Origin of the sequence: Bacillus sp. MHSD_36 (genome assembly GCF_030757775.1) — a bacterium.
Classification (GTDB): domain Bacteria; phylum Bacillota; class Bacilli; order Bacillales; family Bacillaceae_G; genus Bacillus_A.
Map to the genome: position 1 here is coordinate 1 of NZ_JAVBIS010000014.1, position 20,585 is coordinate 20,585.

Annotated in this window: 23 protein-coding genes; 4 read left to right on the top strand and 19 right to left on the bottom strand. The window is 35.2% G+C overall.

Annotated elements, in window-relative coordinates:
- Positions 1 to 158 precede the first annotated feature (158 nt).
- From Q9B79_RS25755 to Q9B79_RS25785, 7 genes are all read right to left on the bottom strand, one after another.
- Positions 159 to 1,244, bottom strand: a complete 1,086-nt coding sequence (locus Q9B79_RS25755) for a DUF871 domain-containing protein (protein WP_306188743.1) — start codon at positions 1,242 to 1,244, stop codon at positions 159 to 161.
- Positions 1,234 to 1,512 (bottom strand): hypothetical protein, encoded by a 279-nt coding sequence (locus Q9B79_RS25760; RefSeq protein ID WP_306188745.1) that lies wholly within the window; start codon positions 1,510 to 1,512, stop codon positions 1,234 to 1,236. The genes Q9B79_RS25755 and Q9B79_RS25760 overlap by 11 nt, the downstream gene beginning before the upstream one ends.
- Complete coding sequence (locus Q9B79_RS25765) at positions 1,488 to 2,798, bottom strand: PTS sugar transporter subunit IIC (protein WP_001013059.1); 1,311 nt, start codon at positions 2,796 to 2,798, stop codon at positions 1,488 to 1,490. The genes Q9B79_RS25760 and Q9B79_RS25765 overlap by 25 nt, the downstream gene beginning before the upstream one ends.
- Positions 2,799 to 2,880: 82 nt before the next feature.
- The gene (locus Q9B79_RS25770) at positions 2,881 to 3,186 is read right to left on the bottom strand and encodes a PTS sugar transporter subunit IIB (protein WP_000275651.1); all 306 of its coding nucleotides are present in this window, start codon (positions 3,184 to 3,186) and stop codon (positions 2,881 to 2,883) included.
- 1 nt (position 3,187) lies between these two features.
- Positions 3,188 to 3,508, bottom strand: coding sequence for a PTS lactose/cellobiose transporter subunit IIA (locus Q9B79_RS25775; protein WP_306188748.1), 321 nt, complete (start codon positions 3,506 to 3,508; stop codon positions 3,188 to 3,190).
- A 111-nt stretch (positions 3,509 to 3,619) separates the two neighbouring features.
- Positions 3,620 to 5,560, bottom strand: a complete 1,941-nt coding sequence (locus Q9B79_RS25780) for a BglG family transcription antiterminator (RefSeq protein WP_306188750.1) — start codon at positions 5,558 to 5,560, stop codon at positions 3,620 to 3,622.
- Between the two features lie 76 nt (positions 5,561 to 5,636).
- Positions 5,637 to 6,725: a DUF871 domain-containing protein gene (locus Q9B79_RS25785; RefSeq protein WP_306188752.1), complete on the bottom strand. Its 1,089-nt coding sequence runs from the start codon at positions 6,723 to 6,725 to the stop codon at positions 5,637 to 5,639.
- Positions 6,726 to 7,042: 317 nt separating this feature from the next.
- Here Q9B79_RS25785 and Q9B79_RS25790 point away from each other — a divergent pair, with 317 nt between their 5' ends.
- Both Q9B79_RS25790 and Q9B79_RS25795 read left to right on the top strand, forming a co-directional pair.
- Entirely contained in the window at positions 7,043 to 8,245 is a 1,203-nt protein-coding gene (locus Q9B79_RS25790) for an MFS transporter (RefSeq protein WP_306188753.1), read from the top strand.
- Between the two features lie 332 nt (positions 8,246 to 8,577).
- A complete protein-coding gene (locus Q9B79_RS25795) occupies positions 8,578 to 10,233 on the top strand; it encodes a Na/Pi cotransporter family protein (RefSeq protein ID WP_306188754.1) in 1,656 nt (551 codons plus the stop codon).
- 34 nt (positions 10,234 to 10,267) lie between these two features.
- Here the strand turns inward: Q9B79_RS25795 and Q9B79_RS25800 are convergent, their stop codons facing one another.
- A complete protein-coding gene (locus tag Q9B79_RS25800) occupies positions 10,268 to 11,266 on the bottom strand; it encodes a YhdH/YhfP family quinone oxidoreductase (RefSeq protein WP_306188755.1) in 999 nt (332 codons plus the stop codon).
- 313 nt (positions 11,267 to 11,579) lie between these two features.
- Between Q9B79_RS25800 and Q9B79_RS25805 the strand changes: the two genes are divergently transcribed.
- On the top strand, positions 11,580 to 12,782 hold the full coding sequence (locus Q9B79_RS25805; RefSeq protein WP_306188757.1) for an LCP family protein: 1,203 nt from the start codon (positions 11,580 to 11,582) through the stop codon (positions 12,780 to 12,782).
- Between the two features lie 148 nt (positions 12,783 to 12,930).
- Complete coding sequence (locus Q9B79_RS25810; protein WP_101168581.1) at positions 12,931 to 13,371, top strand: YbjN domain-containing protein; 441 nt, start codon at positions 12,931 to 12,933, stop codon at positions 13,369 to 13,371.
- A gap of 33 nt (positions 13,372 to 13,404) precedes the next feature.
- Here the strand turns inward: Q9B79_RS25810 and Q9B79_RS25815 are convergent, their stop codons facing one another.
- From Q9B79_RS25815 to cdr, 11 genes are all read right to left on the bottom strand, one after another.
- A complete protein-coding gene (locus tag Q9B79_RS25815) occupies positions 13,405 to 14,169 on the bottom strand; it encodes a sulfite exporter TauE/SafE family protein (RefSeq protein WP_306188760.1) in 765 nt (254 codons plus the stop codon).
- 33 nt (positions 14,170 to 14,202) lie between these two features.
- Positions 14,203 to 14,682, bottom strand: coding sequence for a DsrE/DsrF/DrsH-like family protein (locus Q9B79_RS25820; RefSeq protein ID WP_000437728.1), 480 nt, complete (start codon positions 14,680 to 14,682; stop codon positions 14,203 to 14,205).
- Between the two features lie 71 nt (positions 14,683 to 14,753).
- Positions 14,754 to 15,050, bottom strand: coding sequence for a rhodanese-like domain-containing protein (locus Q9B79_RS25825; RefSeq protein WP_306188762.1), 297 nt, complete (start codon positions 15,048 to 15,050; stop codon positions 14,754 to 14,756).
- Positions 15,051 to 15,064: 14 nt separating this feature from the next.
- The gene (locus Q9B79_RS25830; protein WP_306188763.1) at positions 15,065 to 15,430 is read right to left on the bottom strand and encodes a rhodanese-like domain-containing protein; all 366 of its coding nucleotides are present in this window, start codon (positions 15,428 to 15,430) and stop codon (positions 15,065 to 15,067) included.
- Positions 15,431 to 15,434: 4 nt separating this feature from the next.
- A complete protein-coding gene (locus Q9B79_RS25835) occupies positions 15,435 to 15,794 on the bottom strand; it encodes a sulfurtransferase (RefSeq protein WP_306188765.1) in 360 nt (119 codons plus the stop codon).
- Between the two features lie 66 nt (positions 15,795 to 15,860).
- Complete coding sequence (locus Q9B79_RS25840; protein WP_000864996.1) at positions 15,861 to 16,088, bottom strand: sulfurtransferase TusA family protein; 228 nt, start codon at positions 16,086 to 16,088, stop codon at positions 15,861 to 15,863.
- A 24-nt stretch (positions 16,089 to 16,112) separates the two neighbouring features.
- Positions 16,113 to 16,343: a sulfurtransferase TusA family protein gene (locus Q9B79_RS25845; RefSeq protein ID WP_306188767.1), complete on the bottom strand. Its 231-nt coding sequence runs from the start codon at positions 16,341 to 16,343 to the stop codon at positions 16,113 to 16,115.
- 27 nt (positions 16,344 to 16,370) lie between these two features.
- Positions 16,371 to 17,501: an MBL fold metallo-hydrolase gene (locus Q9B79_RS25850; RefSeq protein WP_306188769.1), complete on the bottom strand. Its 1,131-nt coding sequence runs from the start codon at positions 17,499 to 17,501 to the stop codon at positions 16,371 to 16,373.
- A gap of 38 nt (positions 17,502 to 17,539) precedes the next feature.
- On the bottom strand, positions 17,540 to 18,100 hold the full coding sequence (locus Q9B79_RS25855; RefSeq protein ID WP_306188771.1) for a sulfurtransferase TusA family protein: 561 nt from the start codon (positions 18,098 to 18,100) through the stop codon (positions 17,540 to 17,542).
- Between the two features lie 88 nt (positions 18,101 to 18,188).
- On the bottom strand, positions 18,189 to 18,452 hold the full coding sequence (locus Q9B79_RS25860; protein ID WP_000456206.1) for a metal-sensitive transcriptional regulator: 264 nt from the start codon (positions 18,450 to 18,452) through the stop codon (positions 18,189 to 18,191).
- Between the two features lie 184 nt (positions 18,453 to 18,636).
- Positions 18,637 to 20,301, bottom strand: coding sequence for a CoA-disulfide reductase (cdr, locus tag Q9B79_RS25865; protein ID WP_306188774.1), 1,665 nt, complete (start codon positions 20,299 to 20,301; stop codon positions 18,637 to 18,639).
- Positions 20,302 to 20,585 lie beyond the last annotated feature (284 nt).

Genomic DNA, 20,585 nt, shown 5'->3' on the forward strand with positions numbered 1-20,585 from the left:
AGAACATACGTTTCGTCTTTTCTCAAAAATAAAATATTTCTTTCGATTCACCTCACCACCTTCACTTACATTTAGAGGTGGGAGTCCTCTCGAAAGGCATGATAGATTACTATTTCAACAGAAAAAGAGGATGCCACAGCATCCTCTCCTTCTCTTCTCTATTCCACACAAGTAAACTGCGTCCAAGCTCCTACATAATCTAGTAAGAATAACTCCTCTTCTGCAATTGTACCGACAATATTTTTCCGTTCATCTATCGGCATTTCTTTTAGAATAATTTGCAGTTCACCTTTATACTTTCCGAATGAGTTGTTCCCAATTACAACTTGCCCTCTTTCCTGTAATACACTTTCGCGCACTGGGAAATCATAGTCTTTATACTTTTTACGCACTTCTGTAGAACGCACCATATATTCTGTTATGTCGCCGCGTCTTACGTGTAATTCTTGCAGCGTGGCTCTCTTCTCTACTTCAGTTGCTTCATCTACAAAGTGTACCTTCAGCTGTAACATGTAACGATTTAAGTTTCCTAGTTTCTCTAACTCTTCTTCACTCGCATAAGCATTTCCGATAATAACATCATCAATAAGCCCTGTCGCCCATAAATGTTTCGCTTGTACTTCAATCGGTAAGTTACGATGCTCTTCTAACGTACATAATCCGTCATTAATATCCCATGGACCGATGTTAGCTGCATGTGACGTAATAAACGCTGCCGTGCGAATACCGTGTTTTTTAAAACGTTCACTACAGCGAATAAAATAATCATACGGAAGACCAGTGAATTTTTGCGGATAAAAGTTATGACAACCAATTAAAGCTGACTTATTCGCCTGATGCGAAAGAATATTTTCTAAGTACGCAATATCGTTACTTACGTTTAGCTCAATTTTTAAGCCGTACGGGTTATTCGTCATTTTCGCTTCAGTTAATCCGTCAAACCCTAAATCTAATCGAATACCGTCTGCACCTAACTCTGCGAAAAATGATAGATCACTATAACTAATACCAAGCTGATCAAAGACAGCTGGAGCTACATCTAAAATAACTTCCATATTGTTATCTTTTGCATGATGAATAATTTCTTTAAATTCAGCTACAATTTCTTCTTTCGGACGATTCACAGATAATAGACATGTGAATATTCTTGAAAAACCGTGGCGTGCCGCTGCCGAAATGTATGCCATATCTTTTTCTTTCGTTGAATGCTCTGGATAAAGTGAAATTCCTAATTTACGCTCCATGCTTTTGCATCTCCTTCACACGTTGTATTAATGCCATGCTCGTAAATCTATATTTTGCAGATAAACATGTTGCACATAAAATCGTTGGTACAATAATTACGTACGGTGATTGTACTCCTAACATTACATAAGCACCCATTGAACAACCGATAAATAAAATTGATACGAGTAGTAAAACTAATAAAGATTTACTTTGTACCCATTTTGAATAATGCGCAATACACTGCCCCGCTACGAATGTAATTAAGATGATAATTGCTCCGAGCATTTTTCTTTCTCCTCTCCTGCTAATTGTTGTTTCTCATACATTTTGAAGAACGGATAGTAAATAACGAATGAGATAACAAAGTTAACAAGTACAAGTACACCAGCCATAATTGTCCAGTCCGTACTAATAACCGCTGCAATTGGTGCTAACATCGTAAATGGCAATTTCGCCATCATCAGCGGAATCATCCCTGAAACAACTGCAAAATATGATACTGTCGTTGTTACTAACGGTGTAATAACGAACGGAATAATTAAGATTGGGTTCATTACAATTGGTGCCCCGAAAATAATCGGTTCGTTAATATTGAATAAACCTGGCACAAATGATAATCTACCTAACTCTTTTAGGAACTTAGATTTAGAGAACATAAACATGATAACTAAAGCTAACGTCGAGCCTGATCCACCGATCCATACGAACCATTGAATAAATTGCTCTGTAAATAAGTTTGGTAATTGATGTGCATTTCCTGTAGCTGTGAATACTTCCATATTTTCAAGAATTGCTGAATCCCACATCGGACGAATGATTGGTCCTAAAATCGCAGGACCATGTATACCGAATGACCAGAAGAACACGATTAAGAATACTGTTAATAAACCGCCGAATAAATTATTTCCTACTAATACTGATTTTAGTGGTGCGATTAAATATGTGATTGTTGTATTTACATCAAATTTTAAACCGTAACGAATACCCCAGAATAAAAGAATAACAACTAACGTTGGAATTAATGCTGCAAACGAATTTGACACTGCTGGTGGTACACTATCTGGTAATTTAATCGAGATATTATGCTTAATCATAAAATGATAAATTTCTACTGCAATTAAGGCTGTAACAATTGCTCCGAATAAAGATGTTGCACTTAATGTTCCTACTGAAATATATCTACCTGCATCAATAACTCCTGGTACAGCTTTCGTAATTTGAATTGGTTCAACCGATGCTAGTAAAAAGGCGAGTACAGATAACAACCCTGCACTTAACTGATTGAGCTGATAAAAGTTGGCGAGTGAAGCTCCCACCCCAAATGCTGCGTATAACGCCATTAAACCTACTGTAAATCGGAATGGAATATCTAAAATATGGCGAAACGGTGCAATCCACTCCATATATGCATCAATTGGTAAATTTAAAAAGATAACGAAAAATGATCCGACAATCGTTAACGGCAATGTCGAAATAACTCCGTTTCGAATTGCTAATAAATGTCGTTGCCCTGCAATCTTTTGTGTTGTTGGCATAATCTTTTGTTCCATAAAACTCATAAAACCATTCATCAATACCCCTCCTCTTTTTCCTTACTATGAAAGAATGAAATAAAGTTATAACATTATAATGTTTATATTTAAAAAAATATAATTATGCTAAAACTAATTGTTCTGCTTGTTTCAATACTTTCAAACCGTCACACATGCCATAATCTCGTTGCTCTATAATTGCAACCGGTATATCGTATGACTTCGCAAGAAACTGTACCGCTGGAAACAAATACTTCACCTGTGGTCCAATTAAAACAACATCAGCATTTTTTATCTCCAGTTTCACAAGTTCTGAATCAACTGCTTTAATTTTATAATTCTTCCCTTGTTTCATTGCCTCTTCTTGCATTTTTCTTACAACCATACTCGTTGACATGCCTGCTGCACAACATAATAAAATGTACATCTTATACTGTCACTTTCTCTTCTATTCGTTTATGAAGAGTGATAAATTCTTCAGCAAGTTCTTTCACTGTAATTGCATTCATTAAATGATCTTGTGCATGCACTAACAGTAAACTGATTTCTGTATGATTTCCTCTTGCTTCTTCTTGAATTAAGTCCGTTTGAATACGATGAGCTGCTGAAATTTCTTCACTAGCAAGTGTCATCTTTTCACTCGCACTCTCAAAATCTCTTTGTCTTGCAAAAGCGATTGCTTCAAGTGCCGCGCTTCTCGCGTTGCCACCATGTAAAATTAACGCAAATGGAGTTTGCATATCAGTCATTTTAAATTCCCCCAAGCTATCTTTTTTCTATATTGTTATCTTATTATGAAAACGCATACAATTAAACATAAAAAACTTCCGTTGTGTAACGGAAGTTTTTATATACTTCTCTTATAACGATAATAATATCTCTTGAAAATCTTCAACCACTTCAGCCTGAGCTAATTTCTCTATCGTATTTTGATTAGACATAATATCATATAAAAAATCATAAAGCTTTTGTAAATCTTCATTATTATTGCGCTTTACACTAAATAAAATAATAACTTGTACTTTTTTATCTCCCCAATCAACCGCTTTGTTAAGTGTACAAAACATCAAAAATGTTTTCTCACTTAACAACTGCATCGGATGTGGAATCGCAACTAAATTCCCGACCGCTGTAGGAGATGTATTCTCTCTTTCCATAACGGAATCATAAAAGTTTTCTGGTACATAGTTTTTCTCAGCAGCTTTCTCACATAAAAATTGAATAACCTCTTCCTTCGTAGAAGCAATATGATTTAAGAAAATCAAATCTTCCTTCATATATTGCTGTACACTAGTATTCACATGCGTAAACAACTGCTGACCGATTGACTTAACCTCTTTATCATCAAATATTGAGTTCACTTTTATAACTGGAACAGGCAAGCCACTTGGTATATGAATCGTACTAATAATACAATCTATTTTATCTTTATAAAGGTCTTCAACTTTCAACTGATAATAACCTGTAATTCCCACAATCTCTAATTTATCTCGGAACTGTGATAGAATTTTATATTTCAATAGCTGGGCGCTTCCTTGACCAGTCGCACAAACTAATAAACATCTTTTCTTTTGATTCTCTTCCTGTAAACGACTCATCGCTCCGCCGAAGTGAATCGCAATATAACCAATTTCACTTTCTGGAATCGATTCTCCCGTATATTCACCAATTATATCTCCAACGAGAACGGCAATTTCAAAAGCATACGGATAATTCTTTTTCACTTCTGCCAAAAGAGGATTTCTCGTATTTAACTTATACTTCAAACGATTTAATAACGTTTTTAAATGAACACCAAACCCAAATAATAATTCTTCATCATAATAAAAAATAAGATTCCGTTCTTCCGCTACTTTAAAGAGAATATGTTGCATAAATACATATAGATCTTTCCCTAATAATTCTTCCACATTTTCATAACGATCTTTCGCTGTAACGGCAGTACTTAATAAATGCATCGTCACATATAAAACTTCTTCTTCGGGGAATGAAAGATGCAACTCTCTCTCTAAATCCCCTAAAATCTCTTTCGCAATTGTATATTCTTTCTTTATAATAAGTTCAGCCTGCTCCACATTTAGTCCTTTCATATAATGTTGATCTTCACAACGCTTTAATGCAATTGCAATATGAATGACTAAATTATCAATTTCTATATCTGATAAATATATCGTTCCTCCTTCAATATACTTTAATATAACCGAACGGATAAGCGGTATATGAGGTAACGATACATATATATCACTCTGCTCAAATTGCTCATGAAACGGAGTATGGTCATAACGTGGTAAACCATATTGTGATAAACAAGAACGAATATGAAACTCCTCTCCCACAATACATATACCATAATACGGTCTCTTTTCAATTTGTAATTGATAACGACTACATATATCTGTAACATCTTTCATAATTAAATTTACAGTAGATTTACTTACATAAATCTCCTCTGCTAACTGTGAAAGCTTCACATATCCCTCAGTCGTTAAAATACGTTGCAGAATGTACGCTATCCTTTCTTCATAAGAAGTTGGGATTTTTTCTGTCTGTTTTTGAAATAGATTCACGCAAAACTCTTCAAACTTCTTCATTTGTATAATTTCTAGTTCGTATCCAGTCCCTCTTTGTGATTCAATTTTAGCTCCATTTTCTTCCAATATATCATTTAATAATTTGATATCTTTTTGAATTGTCTTCGTTGATACATGTAAACGGCTCGCTAAAAAAGCTCGATTTAACATCGATTTCTCTTCTAAAAACTCCTCTAAAATAGAAACTAATCGCTGATGCACTTTTGTCATAGCTCTTCCTCTCGCAATTTATATATAAAAAGGAAAAAGCTGCTGAGGTCAGTAGTTTTTTCCTTTTTCATTTTATCTATTTCTTTAATGTAAACCCAAATTTATCCCATGCTTGTAAATAATCTAATAAGAAAATTTCTTCTTCCACAATTCGGCCAACTACATTTGTTTTTCCTGTGTTCACCATATCTTTTAAAGCAATTTGTAATTCCCCTTTATATTGACCATACTGTTCATTATCAATTAAAAGGTCTCCGCGCTTAATTTCGCGCGTATTATGCGGTTTGAACTCTTCTTTCTTATATTTCACACGACTTTGCGTCGAGCGAATCATATATTCAGATACATCTCCGCGATAAAAATGTGGTTCCTCTAACACAATAATTTTTTCTAATTCTGTTGTCGTATCGTATAACTCTATATCAAAAGTTTGTTTCTCTTTATTTAATGCACCTAGTGCTTGTAATTCTTCTTCTGATGCATACGCATTCGCAATAATGACATCATCAATTAATTCTGTTGCAAATAAATGCTTCGCCTGTGTTGTCATCGGTAATTCACGATGCTGCTCTAACGTACATAATCCTTCTGTTACTGGCCAAGGCCCATATGTTGCATCAAATGATGAAATAAAAGCAGCCGTTCTCATACCGTAATCTTTAAATTGTTTCGAGCATTTAATGAAATGATCGTATGATAATCCTGAATAACGATGCGGATAAAAATTATGGCAACCAATTAAATTTTCACGATTTGGTCTATGGCTCATAATATTATCAACATATTTCGTACCGTTACTCATATTAATTTCAATTTTTAAGCCGTATGGATTGTAAGTCATAATCGATTCTTCTAAACCAGAGAATCCAACATCTAAACGAATACCGTACGCTCCTAGCTCATGGAAGAACGATAAATCATTATATGAAATACCTAATTGTGTAAAGACAGACGGACTAATATCAACTAATACTTGGAACCCTAATGCATTTGCATGCGAGATCGTTTCTTTAAACTCTGCTATAATTTTCTCTTTCTCTCCATCTACAGACAATAAGCATGTGAATACACGATTAAATCCGTATTTACTTGCTAATGTTAAATATTCCTTATCTTTCTCTACTGTTGAATGTTCTGGATAAATAGAAATACCTAATCGTCTCATATGTACACGCCTCTTTCTTCATTGTTTTGTAAACCTTTTCAAATATATGTAGTGAAAAAGTATATATCCCCTTCTCATTCACTACTTTTTGAATCCGCTTTCTTTAAAGAAAAAACAATTTCTATCATTCATAACAACTACAAGTCTATACATCTATACTTTACAACTTTTTTTCATAGTTGTGTAGCTTTTACACAAATTTGTCAGTTTTTCCACGCAAAAATTGTTATACGTTTTCAAGGCACCTTCCTTGACTGTTACATTGACCAATACATATACTCGAAAGAACAGAGAAATTTTATATAGGGGATGAATATATGGGAGAAGCAATACTCGTAAAACGAGAACCGTTATGGACGAAAGAGTTTGTTGCTTTAATTCTAGCAAACTTATGTATGTTTTTAGGGTTTCAAATGTTAATTCCTACTTTACCTGTTTATGTGAAAGAAATTGGCGGCACAAGTTCTAATATCGGATTTGTTGTCGGCATGTTTACCGTAGCGGCACTTTTTGTTAGACCACTAACGGGAAACGCCTTGCAAAAATTCAACAAAAAAATTATTTTAATGATTGGTACTGCTATTTGTTTACTCGCTATGGGCAGTTATCTTTTCGCTTCAACCGTCTTCCTATTGCTTGCCGTTCGAATTTTACACGGAGCTGGTTTTGGTATTACAACGACTACATATGGAACTGTCGTTTCAGATTTAATTCCACAAGCTCGACGCGGCGAAGGCATGGGATATTTCGGTCTTTCTGGAACGATTGCAATGGCGCTTGGTCCACTTATCGGACTTTGGCTTATGCAAACATATAACTTCACAATTCTTTTTTTATGTGCACTTTCCTGTACAGTAGTTTCATTAATATTAACGAAACTACTTCAAATCAAAAAATCGCCACAACCACAAAAGCAAACATCCGGTACCTTCCTCGATGGATTTATTGAGCGCAAAGCTTTACTTCCTTCATTATTAATATTATGTATTACATTAATGTACGGAGGAATCGGGAGCTTTATTACATTATTCGCTACCGAAGTCGGAATTGCTGATATAAGCCTCTTTTTCTTATTTAATGCACTTGCAATTGCTGTCACTCGTCCGTTTTCTGGAAAATTGTATGATGCGAAAGGTCATACATTCGTTATTATTCCAGGAGTTATTTTAACGTTTACAGGCATTATTTTATTGTCGTATACAACTACCATTCCGAGCTTAATTATTGCAGCAGCATGTTACGGAAGTGGTTTTGGAGCAATTCAACCTGCACTACAAGCATGGATGATTGACCGAGTAGCACCGCACCGACGAGGAGTTGCAACAGCTACATTCTTCTCAGCATTCGACCTTGGAATTGGCGCTGGCGCAATTATATTTGGATTCATTGCACATTTTACAAACTACGCAACTGTATATCGCTATTCCTCTCTACTCCTTATTGCTTTCCTGTTCATTTACATCACAAGTATAAGAAAGCAAAAGCATGGCAATAAAAACAGAGAAAAAGCTACTGGATAATTTCAGTGGCTTTTTTTATCGTATTTTTTCTGTTATAAAACTACATGCATTTTCTTACATATTTTTTTAACTTTCATCAAAAAATATACGATGAACTCGCAGACGCTTTCTTTGATACTTAACTAAAAAATACTATTCTAAAAAGTGTGATTCCTTTACAAAATTAAGATTTATATAAGCTGAAAACCAATAAAATACAGCTGTTTCTTTAAGTAATTGTAAACTTTTCACCTCTTTGTAAAGTTAGTGTAAATTTTACTAACAAACCGTTTACAGTACCTCAAGGTTCAGTTAATAATTACATCGTACATGAAATTTAAGGAGTGGAATGCGTGGAATACAATGTTCAAGATATGATCTTCCAGTTCATTGGTGGATTAGGTATTTTCTTATTCGGGATTAAATACATGGGCGATGGACTGCAACAAGCAGCTGGAGATCGTCTTCGCGATATTTTAGATCGCTTTACAACAAACCCACTTATGGGTGTACTAGCAGGTATGTTAGTTACCGTATTAATCCAATCAAGTTCAGGAACAACCGCTTTAACAGTCGGACTTGTAAGTGCTGGGTTTATGACATTAAGACAAGCAATCGGTGTTATTATGGGTGCGAACATTGGTACGACAGTTACTGCATTTATTATCGGAATTAAAATCGGAGAATATGCTCTCCCAATTATGGCAGTTGGAGCTATCTTACTATTCTTCTTTAAAAATAAAAAAGTACATTCTTTAGGTCAAGTTATATTCGGTTTTGGTATGTTATTCTTCGGTTTAGAACTAATGAGCACAGGTATGAAGCCTCTTCGCTCTTTAGAATCATTCCAAGAATTAACGGTTAGCATGAGTGACAATCCAATTCTAGGTATTGTTGTTGGTACAGTCTTCACTTTAATTGTACAAAGTTCAAGTGCAACAATTGGTATTTTACAAGAACTATTCGGTCAAGGTGCAATCGATTTACAAGCTGCCCTTCCTGTATTGTTTGGTGATAACATCGGTACAACAATTACAGCAGTATTAGCAGCAATCGGTACTTCAATTGCTGCAAGACGTGCAGCATTAGTTCACGTTATTTTTAATATCGTCGGTACAATCATCTTTACGATTTTATTAATACCTTTTACAAATTTAATTCAATACTTCCAAACGTCATTAAACTTAAATCCAGAAATGACAATTGCATTTGCACACGGGACGTTTAATGTAACGAACACTATTGTTCAATTCCCTTTCATCGCTGTATTAGCATGGATTGTAACAAAAATCATTCGTGGTGAAGATTCATCTATTAACTTCAAACCACAACATTTAAATCCAATCTTTATTGAGCAATCTCCAGCTATCGCTTTAACAGAAGCACAAAAAGAGATTATTCGTATGGCTGAGTTTTCATTACATGGATTAAAAGAAGCAAATCAATTTTTAAACACACAAGATAAAAAACACGCTGATATGGCTACTCAATTAGAAGGAGCTATTAACAATTTAGATAAAAAAATTACCGAGTATTTAGTTTTACTATCAGAAAAGCCGCTCTCACCTTCTGATTCTGAAAAACATTCCGTTTTAGCAGGTGTTGTTGGAGATATTGAACGTGTCGGTGATCATGTAGAAAACCTTGTAGAACTTGTAGATTTCCAAATCTCAAACCGTGTTTCCCTATCAGACGAAGCATTAGCTGAACTAAATGAAATGCTTGAGTTAACAATTTCAACATTACAAGACGCAGTTGAAGCTTTAACAAACTTCGATACTGAACTAGCACAAACGGTTATTGCAAAAGAGCGTAAAATTGACCAAATGGAACGTGTTCTTCGTAAACGTCACGTATTACGTCTGAACGAACGTAGCTGTTCAGGTGATGCAAGTATTATCTTCGTTGATATGGTAAGTAACTTAGAGCGTATCGGTGATCACGCTGTAAATATTGCCGATGGTGTTTTAGGTGAACAAGGTAAAGTCAATTTAAAACAATCATTATAATAAGAAAGAGACGCTAATATAAGCGTCTCTTTTCTTATTTCATATTTACAACAGTTCTTCCCTTTAACTTTCCTTGCAATATAAGTGTAAACTTCTCCTCTAATTCTTCTAATGTACATTCTTCTGTATAAGTTTGTAACTCTTTATTTCTCCATTCATTTGCTAAGAGCGTCCACACATCACTTCTCACATCTACTGGGCATTGCACAGAATCTACCCCTAAAAGGCTTATGCCTCGCAAAATAAACGGATATACCGTTGTTTGTAATTCCTGGCCTGCCACATTACCGCATGTCGTTACACAACCACCATACTTCACTATTTTTAAAGCTGTTTCTAACATAGGTCCACCTACAGTATCGATAACTCCGGCGTATATCCCTTTTAACATCGGTCTTCCTGATTCATCATTTAATTCCGCGCGATGAATCACTTTTTTTGCTCCTAGACGTAGTAGCATCTGTTCCTCTTCCATTTTCCCTGTTGCTCCTACTACGTTAAATCCTAATTTACTTAAAATACTTACAGCTACACTCCCTACGCCGCCTGTAGCACCCGTTACTAAAACATCTCCCATACTAGGCGTTATACCTGCTCTTATAAGCTTATATACTGATAAAGCCGCTGTAAAACCAGCTGTCCCGTACATCATACTTTCCTTTAATGACATTCCCTCTGGTAAAGGGACAATCCAAGATGCCGGCACGCGAATATATTCTCCGAAACCACCAGAAGTATTCATCCCTAAATCATATCCCGTTACAATGACTTGATCTCCTACCTTAATAGTAGCATCTTCACTACTCACAACTTCCCCTGCTGCATCAATTCCTGGCGTATGAGGATATGTTCTCGTAACCCCTTTATTACCCGTAGCTGAAAGCGCATCTTTATAATTTAATGAAGAATAATGAACCTGTATTAATACGTCCCCCTCAGGCAAACTACTTACTTCTCTATCTACAACGTCTCTTACAAACTGCTTGCTTTCTGTTTCTTTCACAATGATTGCTCGAAATAATGTATGATTCATTATGTCCTCTCCTTTATCCGTCAAATTCTTCTTTATTATATAGAAGAAACAAGTAAACCTACTCATTTCTTCTTGGCTATATTTCAACAAATCTTACTTCTCTATCACTTTCTCACAATACATATTTTCATTTCTACAAAAAAACCTTATACTTATTCTACATTTCAAAAATAAAATATATAAAATCTTACTTTTTATAAATAAATTGAATTTTTACGAAATGTAAATGATTTGTAATGTTTTTTTCGCTAAATTTCATTATAATAAGTGGATATGAGTGTCGTATTTCAATCCAAATGAAGGAGTACAGGAAATGGAGCAAAACCCATCTTTGCAAGAAAATACACGCAGTAAACCGAAAAAAAGTAAGAAAAAAGCAAAAATTATTATAAGCGTTATACTATTCTTTTTAATAATAGGTGGCGGTTATACTTGGTTTTTAGTAAATAAAGCATCTTCTGCTGTTCGAAATGCTGCACACGATTTAGCTCGCGGTGATAAATCTGATTTACGTGATAAAGCTGTAAAACCTATCACAAATAATGTCTCTGTCTTAATCATGGGTGTCGATGAAAGCGATGTCCGTGGGAAAGAATATGGGGAAGCTATAAGAACGGATGCATTATTACTTGCAACGTTTAATAAAGATAGCAAAACTGTAAAACTATTAAGTATTCCACGAGATACATATACGTATATTCCAGTGGAAAAGAAAAAAGATAAAATTACACACGCTCATGCATACGGTTCTACTAAAAATGGAAAAAAAGGTGGACCACAAGCAAGTATTGATGCAGTTGAAAAATTACTAAATGTTCCTGTTGATTACTTTGTAAAATTTAACTTCAAGTCATTTATGAAAATTGTTGATGATTTAGGCGGCATTGAAGTTGATGTACCAGTTGAATTTACTGAACAAGATAGTAATGATAATGCTGATGCGATTCACCTAAAGAAAGGTGTTCAAAAGCTAAATAGTGAAGAAGCTCTTGCTCTTGCTAGAACGCGCCACATTGATAGTGATGCAATGCGTGGACAACGTCAACAGCTCGTTATTGAAGCAATTTTACACAAACTAACAAGTGTTGGCTCTGTAACAAAAGTTGGTAACATTATTGATGATATTAACGGACAATTCGTTACAAACTTAACATTTGATGATATGCTTTCATTCTATAAGTACGGATCAGATGCTGAAATTGAGAAATTACAACTTCAAGGTGACGACTGCTATATGGAAAAAGGTGACGACACATGTAGCAAATCTGCTGGTGGCGGTCGAACGTATTACTACAATCCAGATAAAAAAGAATTAGCAAAAGTTACAAACGATCTTCGTACTCATCTTGGATTACCTGCATATACAAAAACAGACTCTGATTCGAAGAAAACAAGCACAGAGAAAACAAAAGAATCTAAGTCTGAAAACACAAGTGAACGCGAATCAAGTAACAATGAAGTAAAAAATAAAAATAGCAATGAAGACACAGAAACATCGTCTAATGACAATGAATAAAAAAGAAGCAGTTCTCTATGGAGGTAGAGTACTGCTTCTTTTTATTTCTCCACAATTAAAAATCAGAACTTTCTAACTATCTTTTTTAATATTTTTAAATTATAATAAATAGTAGCAATCTATTCCAATTATCAGGGGGCTCATACATATGAAAGCTGCAGTAAAACATAACATCTCAGATTTTAAAGACTACTTAAAGTCAAACGATATATTCATGGAAGAAAATATAGATGAAAATGATGGTTCTGTTCATTTTTCAGTAGGATTAGAGACGGAAGCTGGGGCAAAAATTCAACTTATCGCTGCTTTCCAAAACGAACATCCTACTGTAGATATATACTGTTTCAATGTTGCTCACGTACCAGATGCAACAGCAACAAATGACATTTTGCACGTTATCAATGAATTAAACACATCTTACCGATTTGCAAAATTCACGTTAAACAAGCAAAATGCAATTGATATTTCAACATCTCTTGCATTCTCAGAACCAAACTTTAATCCAGCACTTGTATTTGAACATACGAGAATGCTATATAAATTAGCAAATGACGAATATAAAAACTTAATGAAGGTTATTTGGGCGTAAATAAAAGGATGGGCTGCAAGCAGCGCCATCCTTTTATTTCGATATCATATCAATCCACATCTTAACAGCTGTACCTACAATCAAAATCGATAACATATATTGCAGTGCTTTTTGATTGATCCTCTTCCCAACTCGCGCTCCAAGTGGCGCGGCAAAGATACTTGCAATCGCAATAATAAGAGCTGGAATTACAACTACTTGTCCAGTTATCACTTTTCCAGTCGTAATCCCTACTGAAGAAATAAACGTAATAGCGATAGATGTTGCTATTGTTGTACGTATCGGCAATTTTAAAATAACTAGCATAATTGGGACTAAAAGGAACGAACCTCCAGCACCTATAATACCTGATGCGCCTCCTACAATAAATGCTAACAAACTTGCTAACCATTTATTATATTTGACCTCATCACCATTATTTCGTTTCGGCACGAACATCATAATAGCAGCAATTGTGGCTAACACTGCATAAACAACATTGACCGTATGTTCCGCTAATACGTTAGCACCAAAACTCCCTATGAAACTTCCTATTAATATACTAGCTCCCATATATACAACTAGCGTTTTATCCATATCATTACTTTTCCGATAGGCCCATGCCCCTGCAAAAGTTGCAAAGAATACTTGCACCGCTGTAATACCACTCACTTCATGTGATGTATATCCAGAAAACCCCAGCAATACCGGAATGTATAAGATCATCGGATAATTAATGATCGCACCGCCAATTCCAACCATTCCTGATATAAACGATCCTATAAATCCAATTGTAAAAAGTAATACGACTAAGCTCATCTTACATCCCCTCCCTTCTAGAAAGAAGGTGAATTAAATGAATAAGTTTACATTTCCATCCGAAGCATCTGCTAAATAAGCTCCTACTCCTGCAAACTCTACCCCTTCCATAATCTCTTCCTCCTTTAACCCTAATAAATCTACTGTCATTTGACAAGCGACAAGTTTAATCCCTTGTTCTTTCGCCAAATCGATTAAATCTGGTAAAGGCATCGCATTATGTTTTTTCATAATACCTTTAATCATCTTTGGTCCCATACCTGCAAAATTCATTTTCGATAATCCCATCTTATCCGCACCGCGTGGCATCATCTTTCCAAATACTTTTTCGATGAAAGTTTTCTTTACCTTCACATGCTCATCTTTCCTTAAAGCATTTAATCCCCAAAAGGTATGAAAAATAGTTACCTCTTGATCATATGCCGCTGCACCATTTGCAATAATATAAGCAGCCATTGCTTTATCATAATCTCCGCTAAATAAAACGATTGTTGTTTTCTTCTGTTGTTCCATATTGTTCTCCCTCCAATTACCTATAGGGGTATTTGTCATTTGTAAAAAGGCTCAAATCATGTATCTCTGTACTATACGACTTTACCTTCCCATGCTAACATACCACCTACCATATTGATTGCTTGAAAACCGTAGTTCTCTAAAAACTGAACTGCTCGTGCACTTCTTCCGCCAGAACGACAAACGATAATATACTCTTTCTTTTTATCCAACTCATGCATACGAAACTCTAATAGTCCTAGTGGAATATTACACGCTTCTAGAATTTTCCCTTCGGCTACTTCTTCTACTTCACGTACGTCCACAATATTTATTGCTTCTTCACGTAACAATTTTTCTTCTAATTCTTTTGCTGTCATTTCTTTCATTTTAAATTTCCTCCTCACAAACCATTCATACCGCCTGAAACATTGATAATGTGCTGAAATCCTAATTTCTTTAATACCTTTGCTGCTTGCTTACTTCTCATCCCGCTCTGACAAATAACGATTACTTCCTTATTTTTATCTAACTGACTTGCTTTACTAGATAACTCATTTAACGGGACATTTTGAAATCCTTTCATATGATTTCCTCTATACTCACCTACTGTACGCACATCGATAAATTGTTTATTCCTTTGCCCCATCATACGTTTTAAATCTTTTCCTGAAATACTTTTTACTCCTCTAACTGGTAAGAAGCGAGAAATAATAAACCACGATACAAGTACAATTAAGATTACATTCAATATTGTCTTTACATCCATAAAACTATTTAAACTCCTTCTGTTCTTTTTTCCCGTCCAAATATATACTATAGCTTTGAATATGGAACCCTTTCTTTCTTAAAAAACGAACACTTAAATTCCGATCCACTTTATTATGAACAATAAGATGCAAAGACTTATTTGGTATTTCATGATAATACCGTTTTAAATACGCATACGGTATACACATAATTTTAGAAGTGTTATCACTGTGACTCTCTGTATAATTGCGTACATCTACAACAACACTTTCCATTTCCCTTACTTGTTCTAACGAAATATATGCAACATTTAAAACCGGAATGTAACGTTTTACTAAACTTCCTAGCATCCATACTATTAGAGATATAACTATATAAGACATATATGATTATCCTCTTTACTTTCAATAATAAGCAGCGGATGTAATCTTCCACTTATTATTGAAATGCTATGCTTTCTTGATCCAGAACTTTAATTCACCAGATTCTTCCGTGTGCTTTAACACTTCATGACCGCCTTTTTGTGACCATGCTGGAATATCTTTAATCGCACCTTTATCTGTTAAGTGTACTTCTAACACTTCTCCTGATTGTAATGCTTCCATCGCCTTCTTTGTTTTTACAATCGGCATTGGACATGCTAATCCTTTTACATCTAATACTTCTTTCACTTTCATCTTATATACCTCCTTTTTTTATAATTAAGCCTTCTTAATCCAGAACTTTAATTCGCCTTCTTCTTCTGTATGCTTTAACACTTCATGACCGCCTTTTTGTGACCATGCTGGAATATCTTTAATCGCACCTTTATCTGTTAAATGTACTTCTAACACTTCTCCTGATTGTAATGCTTCCATCGCTTTCTTCGTTCTTACAATCGGCATTGGACATGCTAAACCTTTCGCATCTAATACTTGTTTTACATTCATCATCTATTCCTCCATTTTTTATTTATTTTATTATTCATGAACTGCACAACGATTTGGACCAATCTCCATTTCACGCTCTTCGTCTTGACTTGGATTTAATCGCCCCATATTTGTTTGACGAATTTCTTGATATGCATTCGGTTGAGGTGGTAAATTCTCCGTTACAACTTTACGAAACTCTCCCTCATCCTCAATATTTAATCCTGCATTATACGCAAATAAATCTTTTAATTTAGCACTAACAATACCACTCTCGTCCATTTCACTTATTTTTGAATAATGAGCCGGTAACACAACTAAGTTTTGAGATAGTTCTTTATATCGGCTATACAAAGTAGTACGTAAATCACTTACCCAATCTTCAGCCTTTCCAGCAAGGTCTGGACGCCCAATTGAATCTACAAATAAAATATCACCTGATAATAAATAGGAATCATCTACAATAAATGACGTACTTCCAATCGTATGCCCCGGTGAGTATAATGCGTCAATTTCAATTTTAGTACCCCCCACCGTAATAACAGATCCTTCAACAAGCGGTTTATATGAGAACACAACTTCCTCTGCATCTTTTGGCGGTAACCAATACGTACCACCTACTTTTTCCGCTAACTTACGTCCGCCAGAAATATGGTCTGCATGTAAATGTGTATCCATTACATTCGTAATCGTAACGCCATGCTCTTTCGCAAACTCTTCGTACGCTTCAACTGTTCTTACTGCATCAATAACTGCTGCTTCACCGTTTGAAATAACCATATATGATAAGCAACCTTTTCCAAGGCGGTTAAACTGATACATACTTCCGCCATCTTTTAAATCTCCCACTTTTATAGGCTTTACATATTCACTCCAAGCCTTCATACCACCAGATAAATAATAAATATTTTCTAATCCAGCCTCTGTTAATTGCTCTGCCACAAATATAGAAGACCCTTCTTTTGCACATACTACTAAAACATCTTTATCTTTAGGTAGTTCACTGACAATATGATCTACACCCTCTAATAAATCAAAGTACGGCACATTCATTGAAGTAACTTCTTTTCCTTCAATTTTCCAACCTTCATAATCCGCCTCATTACGAACATCTAAAATAAACAACTCTCCAAATAAAACTTTCTCTGCAACATCTTTTGCTTGTAATGCTTTAACATTCATTTCATTACCCCCATAGGTATATTTTTATTTAAAAAATTTTATTTTTCCACATTCCCTTGCCACTCTAACATGCCTGGAATGACATTTTTCACATTTGCATAACCTTTCTCTTTCAACATGTGACAAGCTACATCACTACGGTTACCAGTTCGACAAACAACGTAAATTTGCTTCGTCTGATCTAATTCCGCACTACCAAGTTCGCCTAATGGAACTGAAATAGCCGATGGAATATGACCAAAAGCAAATTCCGCCGCTTCACGAACATCTACTATAATACACTCTTCACCACCTAATACTATCTCTTCCAATTCCGAATTCGTAATTGTATGAGGATATTTCACTATTTCATTCATTTCATGCTCATTTGCTTTTCTAACATAATGCATCAATACATCACCTTCTTGTTTCGTACCAATATATTGATGACCTACTTTACTCGCCCAACTTTGTATATCTACAGTAGACCCTTTATCTGTTGCCTGAACTTCAATCACTTGCCCTGACGTCAATCCTTCCATCGCCTTCTTCGTCTTTACAATCGGCATCGGGCAAGCCAAACCTTTACAATCTAGATTCATATCCACTTTTATACTCATAGTCGATTCCTCCATAATTTATATACATATACCTGCAGGGGTATATTAAAATGTTTTTGAAAATCTGTCAACAATTATGTCTGACAGATTATCGGCTTTTTACAAGTAATTGAACAGCTTCTTTTATTAACTCTTCATTTGAACCATTACCGCTTTCAAACTGCTCACGCAAACATTGCTCTAAATTTGTCCCAACAACAAGTCCAATTGTACGATCTAGCGCAGAACGAGATGCCGTTAACTGTGTAATAACCTCTCGGCAATCTTTTCCTTCTTCCATCATACGAAGTACACCACGAACTTGCCCTTCTATACGTTTCAATCTATTTTTCATATCTTGATTATATTCCATTCTATAATCACCTCATTACCATTATGTCACTATTTATAGCTTATGACAATATATTATACCCTATAGGGTATTTTGTAAACCCCTATTTTTAATATTTATCTTATATGTTCACAAAATAAGAAGTAAAACCTTACTATATAAGCTTTCATCTCCCACCAAATTTTAAAGTGGAAGATGAAAAATATTAATATACAACACGTTCTGGTAATACTGTCCCATACAATTTAAAGCCACCATCTACGTTCTTTACCTTATATCCTTTTTCCATTAACATGCGTGCTGCAACATAACCTCTCATACCAAGTTGACAAGTAATATATATTTCTTTATCTACCGGTACTTCATCCAAGCGATCACGTAACTCATCTAAGGGAATATTAATAGAACCTTCCATCATTCCTTGTTTGAGTTCATTCGGCTCTCGAACATCAATAAGATATCCACCATTTTCAACAATACGATCTATTTCATGCCATTGTACTGTGTCCACGAAACCATCTACTATATTACTTGCTGCATACCCCACCATGTTTACTGGGTCTTTTGCAGAAGAATATGGCGGGGCATATGATAATTCTAAATCCGGCAAATCGATTACAGTTAAGTTTGCCTTCATTGCCGTTGCGATAACATCAATACGCTTATCTACACCGTCACGCCCTAATGCCTGCGCCCCATACATTTTTCCGCTTTCTTTATTAAAAATTAATTTTATTAGCACTGGCGTAGCATTCGGATAATATCCCGCATGCGAATTCGCCTGTACATGTACTACCTCATAGGGTATATTTAATCGTTTTAATATTTTCTCATTTACGCCCGTCGCGGCAACTGTTAAATCAAAAACTTTAGCTACAGAAGTTCCCATCGTACCTTTATATAAAGAATCTGTATGGCCATGAATAATATCTGCTAACATGCGACCTTGACGATTAGCTGGCCACGCTAAAGGAATCATTGTCTCTGTTTCTGTAACAAAATCTTTCACTTCAATCGCATCACCAATTGCATATATGTGCGGGTCCAACGTTTGAAAACTCTCATCTACCTTTATCGTTCCTCTAACTCCTAGCGCTAACCCTGCATCCTTCGCTAAACTACTCTCTGGTTGCACACCAATTGCTAAAATAATCATATCTGTATTTATGATTGAACCACTTTTTAAACGTATAACAGTCCCGTTCTCTTCTATTGCATCTACACCATCTTCAAAAACAAGCTCAACATTGTGCTTTTTCATATGCTCATGTACATATGCTGCCATTTCATAATCAATTGGTGGCATTACTTGATTTGCCATCTCTACAACAGTAACATCCATTCCTCGTTCTCTTAAGTTTTCAACCATTTCAACTCCAATAAATCCACCACCAACAACCGTCGCATGACGTGGTTTCTTCTCATCAATATACGCTTTAATACGATCTGTATCAGGTACATTTCGTAACGTAAACATTGCCTTCGCTTCTTCAATACCTGGAATAGGTGGAACGATTGGTTTTGCCCCTGGCGAAAGAATTAAAATATCATATTCCTCGTTATATGTTTCATTTGTAGTTACATTCTTTATCGTAATTGTTTTCTCTTCTTTATTAATCTTTACTACTTCACTCAATACACGTATATCTAAATTAAAACGCTTCGACATTCTTTCAACAGTTTGTACTAATAATTTTTGTCTTTCTGTAATGACACCGCCAATATAATATGGTAATCCACAATTTGCAAATGAAATGTATTCACCGCGCTCAACCATAATAATTTCATCTTCTTCACTTAAACGACGAAGCCTTGCAGCCACTGATGCCCCGCCAGCAACTCCGCCTACTACTATAATTTTTCTAGACATATTTCAAACCTCCATATTATTTATTATTTAAATTTCTCATGTATCACATACACAAAACATATACCTGTATGGGTATAGAATAAATTATAAAAAATTTAATTTCAATCAATATGTCTTTCTTTCACAAATTTGAAACAAATAAAGTGAAACTTTAGTCAGCCCTCACCAATCGGGCTTTTACGGACAGTTGATTCCCCACCTAACTTCTTTGTTTCCGCTGAATTTTGAGGTGGGGGTCTTACTACCCGGCAAATAGCGATATAAAAAAGAACTTAGATATCTCC